This window comes from uncultured Roseibium sp., from assembly GCF_947494555.1.
In the GTDB taxonomy this organism is placed as follows: domain Bacteria; phylum Pseudomonadota; class Alphaproteobacteria; order Rhizobiales; family Stappiaceae; genus Roseibium.
Window position 1 is genome coordinate 583,820 of sequence record NZ_CANLVF010000003.1, and the last position, 13,718, is coordinate 597,537.

Sequence of the window (13,718 nt, forward strand, 5' to 3'; positions counted from 1 at the left end):
CGTTTTCTATTGTGGACCGTCACCGACACGGGCACGCGGGCGCGCGCCACTCGCAATGCCGACACACAATACGATCTCGTTCGCGCGCGGCGCGTCGGCAATGCCCACCGTTAGCGTATCGATGTAGTTGAACGCCCAGGCTTCGTCCTTGTGACCGAGAGGCAGGTCAATGGTCTCACCGAGCGCGGCCACTTTCACGTTGGAGGGCATCAATGCCTTGCCGCCACCGATGGCCGCGCGGACGGGTTTGCCGAGCCTCGGATGCAGGAGGGCCGCGCCATGTTCGGCAGCGCCTTCAGAACCCACGATTGCGGCCTTGCCATAACCGGTCGGCGGTCCCTCCAAATGGCGCATGATCCTGCTGGCAAGCCTGTCACCGAGCACGGCCCCTATTTCGAAGAGGTCGGAGAGGTCGTCAGTGTCAGTACCGGCGAACGGATTCTCCAGGACCGCAAGCGCTGCCATGCGGATCAACGGATCACAGGCCACTCCGAATTCATCGGTCTCGACGGTTTCCTCAATCAAAAGCGTCTTTCGCAATTTCATCCATTATCCTCCTTCGGCGCATTCTCCCGGCCATTGAGACGCACCAGGCGAAACATCAATGCAGCCGGAACGACGAGCGCGAACATACACATGCCAAACGCCAATGATGCCCCCGCAGTCGACGCCCGTTCGTAAATCCAGCCGGACAAGGGTGGTCCGGCGGCCATGATTGCGTAGTAGACGGTGAAAAAGATCCCCATTCCGAAGGCGCGCCGCGCGGGAGCCACCGCCGCGCCTGAAAGGGCCATGATGACACCGGCGGGCGCCATGCCGACAAGCCCAAAAAGAAGACTTGCCGCAAGACCTTTTCCGGAAAGTCCAACCAGCCAGAGCGAAGCGACGGCACCGGTCATGCAGACGATCAGGACAAGATCCCGATGATTGAACCGGTCGACAATCTGACCGCACACTGCGCCTGAAAAGATCATGATCCAGCTGGCGATGCTGACGAGTGCCGCAGCTTGCAGAGGCGCATGGCCAAGTTCTTCCAGCATCAACGGTGCAAAGGAGAGATAGGCGACATATCCGGCGTTGAATACGCCCCATGCGGTTCCGGCAAGCAGGATCAATTGCCACTCCCGGCCACTCAGCCGGCTGGAGCTTCCACGTGACACTGCCGGCTTTCCTGACGGCGCACGATAGAGCAGCAGAACACCGGCTGCAGCGGCGGCGCAGTAGAGCGACGCAACAACAAAAGGCAGCCGCCAATCTTGCAGATCGGCCAGATAGGCGTGCCCAACCTGTCCCATGGCAATACCGAACGGCCAGCTCATGACAAGAATGCTCATTGCGGTGGAGATTTCCCGACCTTCAAACCAGTCGGCGATCATTTTGGTGAAGTAAAGCGTTGAGAGAAGAAATCCTGCGCCTGCAACCAGCCGTCCAAGGCCGATCATCATGGGACCGGAACCAAAACCGCTCAAGAGCCCGCCCAAGGCTAGTGCGCTTAATCCGACAAACGCAAGAACACGGTCGGAAGCAAACCGGCCAGACATCCCTGCGGGTAATGCCAGGAAAAGGCCCGGCAGCATGAACAGGCCAATCAGAAAGCCAACATCCGAATAGTCGATCCCAAAGGAAGTGACGAGATCATCGCCAACCGAAACGGCGGTCTGAAACTGAAAACCGAGCGCAATTCGCGCAAAGAAAAGCAATGCAAGCATTCGCCAGCGCATCAGGCGCACCAGATCTTTGGTTCAAAACCGGTGCGCCTGTCGGTCGAAGCCCGCCTTTTTGGCCCGTTTGGACTTGTTGAACATCCATATTCAGTCATTTGATCCCCCGTGCCGCCGAGCATAGGAGGGGTGCCATCGGGCGAATATCATGCAGATGCGGTATTTTCTGCGTGCCGGTGCTGTATTCAGCGTAAGTACCTGCGGGATTGCACGTTCCAAGAAGAAGTCGCAGGATGCGCAAAGTCAGCCGGTTGGGGGCGGAAACAGGTGCAGCCAGACACGATACTCAGTCCGCGCGAATTGGAAATCGCCCGCGACTATGCGCAGGGTCGGACCTACCACGCGATTGCGGAGCGCCTGCACATCGCGCCTTCAACCGTGCGTACGCACCTGGCCGCGATTTACCGAAAGCTGGAAGTCTCCTCAAAGCTTGAACTACATGCCCGCCTTGAAGGCGACAGCGGACCAAATGACAACCAGACCGACCACGCAGCTGTTATTTCCGAGCTGGCGCTCAGCCTGGAAGAGGCCATCGGACGGGAAAGGGCACTAAGCGAAGTCCTGCGCATTATCAGCCGTTCGCGCGGCGACACAGAACAGGTCATGGCCGCGATCCTTGGCCATGCCCTGGAATTGTGCGATGCCGAGTGCGGGATCCTGTTTGAATATCATGGTGACCAGAAATTCTCAGCCGGCTTCACGCGCGGTATTCCCCGGAACTTTCGGGACTGGCTCGAGAAGCAGGACGTCTTTTCCGTCGGTGAAGGAACCGGCCTTGGGCGCATGGAAACGGTGCATGACATCATCAACATCGTCGATGTCCGCTCCGAAGGTCTTTACCGCACGGAAGAGCCGCTGCGACACGCAACAGCTGACCTCGGTGGAGCCCGCTCCTTTGTTGCAATCCCGATGCTTTCCGGCGACCGTCTCGTCGGCGCATTCACTATCTACCGCCAACAGGTCAGGCCGTTCAATGCGCAGGCGACGGCTCTTGCGCAAACATTTGCGGACCAGAGTGTCATCGCGCTCGACAATGCCCGGATGGTGAGCGCGTTGAGAGCACTCACAAGCGGAGAGTGATTGGCCGGCGGCGTTCATCGGACCCGGTGTGTGCTCACTCGGCGGCCCCTCGCCGGGAGGCGTATTCCAGACCGGCAATGACGCCGCGCAATTCGGCAAGCCCCTTAAGCCGGCCAATCGCGGGATAGCCTGGCTGAGCCCGGCGGGACAGATCGTCCAGAATGTCCTGCCCATGATCCGGACGGAAGGGGATCGAGTGATCCTCGCGGCCGCCTTCCCGGCGGCTTTCTTCCTCCGCAAGCACCGCTGCAATCAGAGCCGGAATATCGACATCGCCGCCGAGATGCTCCGATTCATGGAAAGAGCCGAAGACCGTTTGATGCTCCCGCGCTACATTGCGCAGGTGAAGGAAATGAACATGCGCGCCGAGGCGCTGCATGATGCCGGGAAGATCGTTGTCGGCACGGGCACCGAGCGACCCGGAGCAAAGAGTTATCCCGTTTGCCGGCAAATCAACCGACTTCACCAGGCGTTTATAGTCTGTTTCCGTCGACATGATCCTGGGTAGTCCCAAAAGGCTATAGGGCGGATCGTCCGGGTGGCAGCAAAGTCGCAGGCCGAGCGACTGGGCGTGAGGAGCGACAAGTTCCAGAAACGCCGTCTGATGGGACGAAAGAGCAGCTTGATCGACTGGTTCGTAAGCAGCCAGATGCGCCCGGATATCATCTAGCGTGAGCTGATCATTGCCACCGGGAAGGCCGCATATGATGTTGTTCACGAGCGCTGCCTTGAAGGTGTCGTCAGTCTCTGAAAAACGCTGCTGTGCTGCTTCGACCACATCTTCGGGAAAGTCGGATGCCGCGCCCTCGCGCTTCAGTAGGAACATATCGAACATAACGAAGTCAGCGAGATCAAAACGCATGCATGTGGCCCGGTTCGGCACAGCATGGGCCAGATCTGTTCGCGTCCAATCGAGAACCGGCATGAAATTGTAACAGATGACTTTTATCCCGGCCGCCGCCAGATGAGACAAGCTGGTCTTGTAGGCCTCAACATGGTCGCGCCAGTTACCCGTCTGCCGCTTGATGTCTTCCGAAACCGGAAGGCTCTCGACGACCTCCCATTCCAGCGGCTCAGGCAGATGCACGGACTGGCTCCGGATCGTTGCCTGACGGCTGGCAATCTCTTCCGACGACCAGACGTCCCCCGGCGCTATGTGATGCAGTGCCGTAACGATCCCGCGCGCACCCGCCTGCGCGACATCGTCTAGCGAGACCTGATCAGCCGGTCCGAACCATCTCCATGTTTCGCGCAAGCCGGTTCCCTCCTATACCGTTGGATCAACATGTAACGCATTTTTTGAATGCTTGGCAGCCGCTTGTCAAATTTTTGTTGACTAGTATGGCAGTATGGCAGATAACCGCACTGGGAGGGCTTCTCGTGTTGAACGAAGTCGGAATCGATACGTGGCTTGACGATACGCTTGCGATAGCGCCGCAGGTGCGGCGCATTCTGCGCGAACGCATCGTCAAGAACGACCTCCCACCGGGCAGCAAGCTGTCCGAGGCAGAGATCGCCAAAAGCTATGGCATCAGCCGGCAACCGGTTCGCGAAGCATTCATAAAACTGGCTGAGGAAGGATTGCTCCTGATCCGGCCGCAACGCAGCACGCTTGTTACCAGGATCGACTACCCGACCGTTCTGCAATCGCGGTTCGTTCGGGAAGCGGTCGAGGCGGACATTGTGCGCTTGCTCGCCCAGACACCGCAGCCGGCACTGGTAAAGGAATTGCGATCGCAATTGCGGCATCAGGCCAAGATCGGAAAGACGTCCTCAGCAGACTTCATCAACGAAGATGAAAAGTTTCACCGCACGCTCGCGGAGGCGGCTGACAAGGACGTGGCCTGGCAGTTTGTGGAAGGACTGAAAAGCCAGATGGACCGGGTCCGGTTCCTCAGCTTCGAACTCTTTCCATTTGCCACGCTGATCGATCAGCATAGCGCCATCGTCGATCAGATTGAAGCGGGTGACCCGGATGCAGCCTCCCGGGCCATGCGGCAACATCTGAACGAGATCCTCAAGACTCTGCCCCAGATCATAGAAAGAAATCAGGTCTATTTCGATCGCTGCGAGGATCTGGCGACTGATGGATCATCATCCAAACGGGAGTGAGAGTCATGACATTCAGAATTGGCAATTTCCTCGCCGCCTGCCTCGTGTCGCAGTTTGTGGCGGGTGCTGCGGTGGCACAGGACACCACATTGAAACTGGGCCATCTGGCGAATGAGCAGAATGCCTGGCACAAGGCGGCGGTCAAATTCGGCGAGGAACTCTCCGCACTGACCGATGGTCGGATCGCGGTCGAAGTCTATCCGAATGAATCGCTCGGCAAGGAAATCGACCTGATCAACGGCATGCAGCTGGGTACGGTCGACATGACGATCACCGGCGAGAGCCTCCAGAACTGGGCGCCGATGGCCGCGCTTCTGGCCGTACCTTATGCTTATGCCTCCACAGAGCACATGGATGAGGTGGCCTCTGGAGAAATCGGTGACCAGATCAAGGCACAAATCATCGAGAAGGCACAGATCCGGCCGATCGCGTATTTTGCACGCGGCCCGCGGAACCTGACATCGAACCGGGCCATTGCGGCTCCCGATCAGCTCGAGGGCCTGAAGATGCGCGTGCCTAACGTCCCGCTCTTCGTGGACGTATGGAAGTCACTCGGTGCCGCACCGACACCAATGGCCTTTTCAGAAGTGTTCACAAGTCTGCAGAACGGCACCATCGGCGCGCAGGAAAACCCGTTGGCCCTAATCCGTTCCGCCAATTTCAATGAGGTCCAGTCCCATGTGAACCTAACCCAGCACGTCCGGTCCTGGATCTACCTGACAATCGCCGAATCGACCTGGCAGAGCCTGAGCCCGGAAGACCAGGCACACGTTCTTGAAGCCGCCAAGCGCGCCCAGGAATTCGAGCGCGGCCTTTTGGAAACCAGCCTTGCTGACGATCGCGCTTACCTGGAAGAAAACGGCATGACTTTTGTCGAAGTTGACGGCGCGGCCTACGCAGCGGCGGCGAAGGACGCGGTTCTGGCCAATGTGAATGACGAGATCAAACCGATCGTGGAAAATCTCTTCAACAGCCAGAAGTAACTTCCTCCCCCAACTTGCCCGCCGCCCTCAAGGAAGGCGGCGGGCCTTTCTCCGGGTCGCTTCATGAAGGTCATCTTGCAAATCTACCGCGCGCTCGAGCTTTTGTGCCGGGCAGGTGTTTTTATCGCCTTCATGGTGCTGATCATCGCCGTGCTTACCCAGGTCCTGGGCCGCGCAATCGGTGATTCTCCGGTCTGGACGGAAGAACTCACCCGGTTTGCCCTGATCTACATGACCGCACTTGGTGTCGGGCTCGGACTGATGAGCGGCGACCTTGTCAATGTCGATATTGTTTGCGACGCCCTGCCTGATCCGTGGCCACGCGTTCTGAACGTTGTCGCTTCGCTTGCGACCGCGTTTCTTGCAGCCATTCTCCTGCCAGGTGCCTGGAAATACGTTCAAATCGGATTTCTCCAGAAATCACCGGCGATGGGCCTGCAGATGTCCTTCGTCCATTTCAGCGTTTTTCTGCTGTTTCTTCTTCTTTTTGTTTTTGCCGTGATGCGCGCCGTTCTCACGCTCCTGCATATTGAAAATTCACAATTGAAGCAGGAGGTCTGACCTTGGAGGTCTTCGTACTCTTCGCCGTCTTTATCGGCTCGCTCGTGATCGGTATCCCCGTTGCTATTGCTCTCGGACTTTCCTCCCTCAGCTATCTGCTGGTCTCCGGCATTCCGCTCGTGGTGGTGCCGCAAAAGGTCTATGCCGGTATCGATGTCTTTGTGCTTCTCAGCATTCCAGGGTTCATTCTGGCAGGAAACCTGATGAACAACGGTGGCATCACGGAGCGGATCATCCGCTTCGCCAATGCGCTGGTCGGCTGGGTTCGAGGAGGTTTGGGCCTGACCAACATCGGCGCATCCATGCTCTTTGGCGGTATTACCGGCACGGCTGTCGCGGACGCGGCCTCCATTGGCGGCGTCATGATCCCCGGCATGAAAAAAGCCGGCTATCCGGCTGACTTTTCGGCGGCTGTCACTGCAGCATCGTCCACGGTCGGTCCGATTATTCCGCCAAGTGTCCCCATGATCATCGTCGGAGCCCTCAGCGGCATTTCCGTCGGCCAGATGTTTATGGCCGGGGCCGTTCCGGGCCTGCTGATGGGTCTCGCGATGATGATCACTTGCTATGTGATTGCACGGCGGAACAACTTTCCCAGGGAACCCTGGCGCGGCACCGGCGAACTCTTTCGCGCCTTCGCAAGCGCCTTCTGGGCGATTGCCATGACGGGCATCATCATTTACGGGCTCCTGAGCGGCATAGCGACACCCACAGAAACCGCGGTTGTCGCCAGCGTCTATGCCTTTGTTGTCGGGGCATTCGTCTACCGTGAGCTTCCGTTGAAGAAAGTCCCGAAGATAATCGCGGACAGTGCAGTCTCGGCCGCCTCGATCCTGGCGCTGGTCGGACTGGCCAATGTGTTCGGCTGGATTCTCGTCTCAGAACGGATACCGCAGGCAATTGCCGGGACCGTGCTATCAATCACCGACAATCCAATTCTCGTCGTGCTGATCATCAATCTCCTGCTGCTCTTTGTCGGCATGTTCATGGAGACGATCGCCGCACTGATCATTCTGTTCGTTCCGCTCTTGTCTCTCGCACAGGCCGTCGGCATCGAGCCGCTGCACTTTGCAACCTTTGCCGTTCTGAACCTGATGATCGGGCTGACAACGCCGCCGGTCGGGGTCTGTCTGTTCGTCTGCGCCGGTATTGCAAGGTTGCCGCTTTCGCCGGTGGTCAGGGCCATCCTGCCCTTTCTCCTGAGCAACATCATCGTCCTTCTGCTGGTGTCTTTTGTTCCGGCGCTAGCGACCTGGCTGCCAAATCTCATTTTCGGATAGGACCCGCCATGACATCCCGTGCCTGCGTCCTGCATGGTATCCATGATCTGAGGCTCGAAACACAATCCGAGCCGGTGACCGGGCCCGGCGACGTAAAGATTGCCATTCTTGCCGGTGGCATCTGCGGTTCCGATCTTCATTACTTCGATCATGGCGGCTTCGGTCCGGTGCGCGTCAGGGAACCGATTGCGATGGGTCACGAAGCTGCCGGCCGCGTCGTGGAAACCGGCATTGATGTCGACGCGGTGCACACAGGCGACCTCGTCGCCATCAACCCAAGCCAGCCCTGCGGACACTGCCTCTACTGCAAGGAGGGCAACGACGTGCATTGTCTCGACATGCGGTTCATGGGATCCGCCTACCGGTTGCCGCACGAACAGGGCCTCTTCCGTGAACGGATTGTGGTTCCCGCAAAACAGGTTCACCGTTTCGGCCAGGATATTCGTCCGCGCGCGGCCGCATGCGCTGAACCGCTTGCCGTCTGCCTGCATGCACGTGCGCAAGCTCCGGATCTCAAGGGGAAACGTGTTCTTGTGACCGGTGCGGGTCCGATCGGCGCCCTTTGTGTAGCCGTCGCAAGGGAAGCCGGTGCGACCGAAATCGTCGCAACAGATCTGCAAGCCATGCCACTCAGCGTCGCAAAACAGATGGGTGCGAGCAAGACTGTCAACCTTGCAGCAGAATGTGATGGTCTCGATCCCTACAAGACAGACAAGGGGCAGTTCGATGTCGCGTTTGAGTGTTCTGCAGCCGCGTCTGCAATCAGAGACGCGCTGCTCTGCCTCAGGCCGCGCGGCACGTTCATTGCGGTCGGAGTTGCCGGAGACACGCCCGTGCCGCTCAATCTGATTGTCAGCAAGGAAATCACGGTAAGGGGAACACACCGGTTCCATGCCGAGTTTGCCGCAAGCGTCACAGCGATCAACAGCGGCTCGATAGATGTGGCACCGATCATTAGCCCCTCGTTTCCGCTTGAGAAGGCCGTCGACGCCTTCACACAGGCCGGAGACCGGACACATGCCATGAAAGTGCATATTCTCTTCAACGGTTACAGGGCTGATTGACTAGGCTCCACGCAGGCCGGGCGCGTTTGCAGCAGGCTTTGCCAGCACCCGGCGGGCAAGCACCAGTGGCAGATGACTTGTCGTGCACCTTGGATACACTTTGTTGCGTTCTCAGCACGCACAGAAAGATCGACGTCGGGGGAAGAGAATTGTCCAAGGAAATCACGATGCAGCAGGAGTTCCTGGAACAGGTCGCCGGAAAGCGCCTTGTCAACGGCGATAGCTGGGTGGTCATTGCGCCCGGAGGAACCGTCTATGGCGTTGGGCCGGACCAGGACGAGATATCAGGAACCTGGCGCTGGAGTGACGTTTACTACTGCCGGGAGATACTTTTCGGTGGCAAAGATCTGACCGAGGATCACCAAACCGTCCGTCTGGATGGCGACAAGGTGTCGTTCGTGCACCAACGCGGCGAAGGTGAGACGGTTAGCTGGACAGTCCTGCAGGGCTAACAAGGGCACAGAACGGACACTGCATCAGCAAGCGGCGTGGCGGGAATTTTCTAATGCAGGCTCACGGGGCCAGCGTGGTCGCCCGCTGGAACAAAGACACGCCACAAATTTCAACCTGTTGAGGCAAATCCGGGTTTTCAAGCCGCCGCATCAGAAGGTTCAGCGTGATCTCGCACAGTTCCCGGCGGCTCTGAACGATAGTCGTCATGTCGTAGGATTTCCAAGATGCCTGAACGATATCGTCGTAGGCGACAAGCTGGATATCCTCTGGGATATTGATCCCATAGTCGTGACGTAATCCGTCAAGGACGCCCAAAGCCAGATAATCCGCGGTACAAAAAAGACCGTCGACTTCGCTCCTGACGCGATTGACATGGGCTGACGCTTCCAGACCGCCTTCATAGGTCTGGGTTCCCCAGGCAATAGGGATCACCGGTATGCCGGCATCGTTGGCAATCCGTTCGAATGCCAGAGCGCGGCCGTTGATGGAGAAAGACGAGCGCTCCGGCGTGACGACGGCAAGTTTACGGCAACCGCTTGCCACAAGGTGTTCGAAGGCCAGCCGCCCTCCGGCTTCGAAATCGGTCACCACCCGGTCAACCGGCGCACCTGGATCGCGCTTGTTGACCACGACCAGCGGAACACCGTTTTCCAGGCATTCACGGCAGATTTCTTCCGGCGGCGTGTCGGATGTCACGATGACACCGGCGACACTGTATTGCAGGAGAGACCCGATCAGATCGGCAACATCAGCCGACGGGTCACCGCGTAGAAGGATAGGCCTGAAGCCGCGTTCCAGAAGACCCTGCGACAGAAGGTCGATCTGTTCGGCACGGAACGGATTGTCGAGGTCGGCGGCAACGACGCCAACAAGATCGGACTTCTGTTTGTGCAGCGAACGCGCAAGCACGTTGACCCGGTATCCGAGTTCACCCGCTGCCTTGATCACTTTTTTGCGGGTTTCGTCCGAAACGCTGGCGCCATCGGTGAATGTCCGCGATACGGCTGAACGCGACACGCCGGCAAGTCTGGCCACGTCGAAGGAATTGACCTGTTTCTTGGGGCTCCCCTGGTCAGTCATTCTTTGTTCCGATTTTTATCTTTTTCGAACAGGATCCGCCGCGCAAGAAATGGCTCGTTCACATTGAAAATGTCCGGCTGAAGCTGAGCAAGCTCTGAAAACACGTTAGGATCGCTGCCCATATAAGCAACCATTACCTTGCGCCCGGCTGCACGGACCGCAGCAAAATCCCCAAGGTTTGCGTTTCTCGCATTGAATTCGATGATGTCGGCGTCGAAGGCCGACAGGCATTCGTTCAGCGTTTCATAATCTTCGGGGCGCGCCATCAGGCGAGCTGAGGGCGCCGAGCGGTGGATTGTTTTCAGCAGCTCCTGGTCGAAGGACCAGAAAAATACATCGTCCGGCGGGATTCTGGCGAGGACGGTCCCCACCACGGCCAGCTGGTCCGCCTGCTTGATCTCGACATAGAGTTTTCGACCCGTCGCAGCAGCAAGATCCAAGTATCCGGCAAGTTCCGGTAAAGGCTCTCCCTTGAAAAAGGGATCAAACTTCACCCCCGCATCAAGTTGCCGGAGCGCCTCCAGCGTCGCGTCTGCAAGAGGTCCTGATCCCGTGGTTGTCCGGTCAAGCATTTCGTCATGATGGACCACAAGATGCCCGTCCGCCGATTGACGCACGTCGACTTCGACGTACTCAAATCCGCCGTCCCAGGCTGCCCGTGCGCTGGCCAGCGTATTTTCAGGTGCAATCCGGCAGGCTCCACGGTGGCAGACGATTTCCGGTGTCTTGCCGGTTTCAAAGCTCGGTGCAGACACCATTTCCGGCTGATCGGAACAAATGCCAAGGACTGGCATCCTGACCAGTTCTGCAAGAACGTCAGCACGTTCCTCATGCCAGGTCACAACAGGGAGGTTCATTGACCTTGCGATTCGAAAGAAGGCCTCATCCAGCAAACGGTCCGGCCGCTCGCTTGCGCGTTCCCAACACGGATGCACGAGCTCGGCGCGGCAGTCACGCGCAATGGCGAAGGGATCGAGGCCCAACCCGACAAGAATGGAGACCGGATAGGGGCAGCCGCTTTCGACAAGCTCTGTGCAATAATCGGCGGTGTTGGCGCCGACGATGACCTTTTCGATCCTGTTTTCGATCAGGCACTCGACCGCCAGCGAGGCGGCTTTGCCCTCTTTTGCGTCAAGATATATACCAGCGCCCAGCTCCGATGCGAGCCTTGCGACATCTGAAAATCTGGGAGCTGGCCGCCCCACAGACGCCGTCAATTGCGAGAGTTCTTCCGCCGAAAGCGCGCTGACCGGACTGCGTATACCGCAGGTCTTGGAAAGATCTTCATCGTGAAAGGCAACCGGAATGCCATCTGCCGTCAGCCGAACGTCGACTTCCCACATCTCAGCGCCAAGCTCATGCGCGATCCTGAAGGCGCGCAAGGTGTTGTCAAAGGCATAGGCGCTCGCGCCGCGATGCGCGATTGCGAGCGGTGGTCCTTTGTGCCGGTGGATCCAGGTCTTTCCGGGTTGAAAGGCAGCCATCGATCCGCCGTCAAAGCCGGTCGCCATCCGGACCAAAGGCCAGGATCCGGTCCGCCGCAATGCCCCAGGTCACTTCGTCGCCGACCCTATAGCTGCCACCTTGTGTCTGGATCGAGCGAAGGACTGCGCCGTTTTCCAAAGTGACGTCATAAAGTTCCTCACGGCCCTGGGTTTCCACGAAACTGATCCTGCCCTTTACCTTTAACGCGTTGTCCGGCTGAAAGAATTCCGGGCGAATACCGAACCGCATTGCTGAACCTGGGCCGGGAAGCGTTATGCCCGCCGGTACCGGCAGCGTGACTTCCGAGTTTGCGAGCCTGAAGCCTGCTTCATCCACGCTGCCTTCCAGAAAGGCAATCGGAGGGTTTCCAAGAAAGCCGGCGACAAAATCCGACGAGGGGTCCTCGTACATCTCCTTTGGCGACGACAGCTGCACGATCCTGCCCTCGTCCATAATGGCGATTCGGTCGCACATGGACATGGCCTCCACCTGATCATGGGTCACGAGAACGGCAGTGATCCCCGTCTGAAGCTGGATACGCCTTATTTCGGACCGCATTTCCAGCCGCAGTTTCGCGTCGAGATTTGCTAGCGGCTCATCGAGAAGGAGGATGTCCGGTTTGCGGACCAGTGCCCTCGCCAGAGCAACGCGCTGCTGCTGCCCGCCGGAGAGCTGCGCCGGCCGGCGTTGCAGGAGTTCGCCGATGTGAACCAGTGTGGCAATCTCCTGAACCTTACGGTCGATTTCAGCCTTGCTTTCCTTACGGACCTTCAGAGGAAAGGCAATGTTGTCATAAACGTTCATATGCGGGTACAGCGCATAGTTCTGAAACACCACGCCGACATTTCGCTTCTGCGAAGAGACCTTGGTTACATCCCTGTCTCCAAACAGAAGCCGGCCGCCATTCATCCGGTGAATGCCGCAAATGGCGAACAGCGTGGTGGACTTGCCGCAGCCAGAGGGCCCGAGCAACGCCAGCATTTCGCCGCTATTGATGTCCAGCGACATGTTGTCGATCACCGTGGTGTCGCCGAAGGTCTTGGTGAAGTTTTCGATTGAGATACGCATCAGCCCTTCGTGCCTCCGCCATAAATGTTCATGAGTTTGTTCTGGAAAATCAGATAGATGATGGCGACAGGCAGCGCATAGAACAGCCCGACGGCCTTGAAGAGATTAAAGTCGGCCTGTGTGCCGCCGTCGAGCAGCATCGTGGCCAGATAGGTTGACAGCACCTGAGCTTCGGTTCCGGGAGCAAGCACCATTGGCAGGATGAACTCGGACCACCCGGAGAGAAAGGAGAAGATCAGGATCGCCATCAGGCCAGGCTGAACTTGAGGGAGAACCAATTGCCACCAGACGGTGAAACGGCTTGCGCCATCCTGAACGCCCGCCATTTCAATCTCCCACGGAACGGTGTCATAGAACCCTTTCATCACCCAGATGCCGAATGGCAGCTCCAGCGCCGCCTTGACCACGATCACCCCAATCAGTGTGTTGTATAGACCCAGCAGCTGAAGGATCAGAAAGATCGCGATGATGAGAGTGACAGTTGGAAAAGCGTGAAGCACGATCAGGCTGCCGAGAAAGAAGCCACGCGCCGGGAAAGCGAGGCGCGAGAGCGCATAGCCGGCGGTGAGCGAGATCGCCGATACGGCAAGCGATGTGAAAAGAGCAAAGTTGAAGGTGTTCAACGTGACACCCCAGATCCCCCAACTGCCGTCGTCCAGATCCGTCCACAGGAAGCGGAAATGATGAAGTGTCACGCCGTTCGGGATCATTGTCCCGGGTACCTTCGTGGTGAAGGCGTCCACCAGAAGAAAGGCGAGCATGATCAAAAGCGGTGCGGAGAAGACCAAAAGGACCAGTAGCACTGGCCAGTTTCGGAAGTTTGGCTTCATG

At 58.2% G+C, this 13,718-nt stretch carries 14 protein-coding genes; 7 read left to right on the forward strand and 7 right to left on the reverse strand.

Features of this window, described 5'->3' with window-relative positions; genetic code table 11:
• Positions 1-6: 6 nt before the first annotated feature.
• Together Q0915_RS17420 and Q0915_RS17425 are read right to left on the reverse strand one after the other, a co-directional pair.
• Complete coding sequence (locus Q0915_RS17420) at positions 7-546, reverse strand: amino acid synthesis family protein (RefSeq protein ID WP_299476178.1); 540 nt, start codon at positions 544-546, stop codon at positions 7-9.
• Positions 543-1,721 carry an MFS transporter gene (locus tag Q0915_RS17425; RefSeq protein WP_299476181.1) on the reverse strand — a complete coding sequence of 393 codons (1,179 nt, stop codon included), beginning with the start codon at positions 1,719-1,721 and terminating at the stop codon, positions 543-545. Before Q0915_RS17425 ends, Q0915_RS17420 begins: the two co-directional genes overlap by 4 nt.
• A gap of 267 nt (positions 1,722-1,988) precedes the next feature.
• Here Q0915_RS17425 and Q0915_RS17430 point away from each other — a divergent pair, with 267 nt between their 5' ends.
• Positions 1,989-2,801, forward strand: coding sequence for a LuxR C-terminal-related transcriptional regulator (locus tag Q0915_RS17430; protein ID WP_299476184.1), 813 nt, complete (start codon positions 1,989-1,991; stop codon positions 2,799-2,801).
• A gap of 34 nt (positions 2,802-2,835) precedes the next feature.
• On the opposite strand, the gene uxuA is transcribed toward Q0915_RS17430, so the two are convergent.
• The gene (uxuA, locus tag Q0915_RS17435) at positions 2,836-4,056 is read right to left on the reverse strand and encodes a mannonate dehydratase (RefSeq protein ID WP_299476185.1); all 1,221 of its coding nucleotides are present in this window, start codon (positions 4,054-4,056) and stop codon (positions 2,836-2,838) included.
• Positions 4,057-4,184: 128 nt separating this feature from the next.
• Between uxuA and Q0915_RS17440 the strand changes: the two genes are divergently transcribed.
• The 6 genes from Q0915_RS17440 (at position 4,185) to Q0915_RS17465 (ending at position 9,253) form a co-directional block, all read left to right on the forward strand.
• Positions 4,185-4,913 (forward strand): GntR family transcriptional regulator, encoded by a 729-nt coding sequence (locus tag Q0915_RS17440; protein WP_299477070.1) that lies wholly within the window; start codon positions 4,185-4,187, stop codon positions 4,911-4,913.
• 5 nt (positions 4,914-4,918) lie between these two features.
• Positions 4,919-5,896, forward strand: coding sequence for a TRAP transporter substrate-binding protein (locus Q0915_RS17445; protein WP_299476188.1), 978 nt, complete (start codon positions 4,919-4,921; stop codon positions 5,894-5,896).
• Positions 5,897-5,959: 63 nt separating this feature from the next.
• Positions 5,960-6,457, forward strand: coding sequence for a TRAP transporter small permease subunit (locus tag Q0915_RS17450; protein WP_299476190.1), 498 nt, complete (start codon positions 5,960-5,962; stop codon positions 6,455-6,457).
• Positions 6,458-6,459: 2 nt separating this feature from the next.
• The gene (locus Q0915_RS17455; protein WP_299476192.1) at positions 6,460-7,737 is read left to right on the forward strand and encodes a TRAP transporter large permease; all 1,278 of its coding nucleotides are present in this window, start codon (positions 6,460-6,462) and stop codon (positions 7,735-7,737) included.
• An 8-nt stretch (positions 7,738-7,745) separates the two neighbouring features.
• Positions 7,746-8,801 (forward strand): L-idonate 5-dehydrogenase, encoded by a 1,056-nt coding sequence (locus tag Q0915_RS17460; protein WP_299476194.1) that lies wholly within the window; start codon positions 7,746-7,748, stop codon positions 8,799-8,801.
• 149 nt (positions 8,802-8,950) lie between these two features.
• Positions 8,951-9,253, forward strand: a complete 303-nt coding sequence (locus Q0915_RS17465; protein WP_299476197.1) for a hypothetical protein — start codon at positions 8,951-8,953, stop codon at positions 9,251-9,253.
• 61 nt (positions 9,254-9,314) lie between these two features.
• On the opposite strand, the gene Q0915_RS17470 is transcribed toward Q0915_RS17465, so the two are convergent.
• The 4 genes from Q0915_RS17470 to Q0915_RS17485 are packed head-to-tail and all read right to left on the reverse strand — an operon-like array spanning position 9,315 to position 13,717.
• Entirely contained in the window at positions 9,315-10,334 is a 1,020-nt protein-coding gene (locus tag Q0915_RS17470; protein ID WP_299476200.1) for a LacI family DNA-binding transcriptional regulator, read from the reverse strand.
• Positions 10,331-11,818, reverse strand: a complete 1,488-nt coding sequence (locus tag Q0915_RS17475) for a glycerophosphodiester phosphodiesterase family protein (protein ID WP_299476203.1) — start codon at positions 11,816-11,818, stop codon at positions 10,331-10,333. Before Q0915_RS17475 ends, Q0915_RS17470 begins: the two co-directional genes overlap by 4 nt.
• 10 nt (positions 11,819-11,828) lie before the next feature.
• Positions 11,829-12,887 carry an ABC transporter ATP-binding protein gene (locus tag Q0915_RS17480; RefSeq protein ID WP_299476205.1) on the reverse strand — a complete coding sequence of 353 codons (1,059 nt, stop codon included), beginning with the start codon at positions 12,885-12,887 and terminating at the stop codon, positions 11,829-11,831.
• On the reverse strand, positions 12,887-13,717 hold the full coding sequence (locus tag Q0915_RS17485) for a carbohydrate ABC transporter permease (RefSeq protein ID WP_299476208.1): 831 nt from the start codon (positions 13,715-13,717) through the stop codon (positions 12,887-12,889). Before Q0915_RS17485 ends, Q0915_RS17480 begins: the two co-directional genes overlap by 1 nt.
• Position 13,718: the final 1 nt, after the last annotated feature.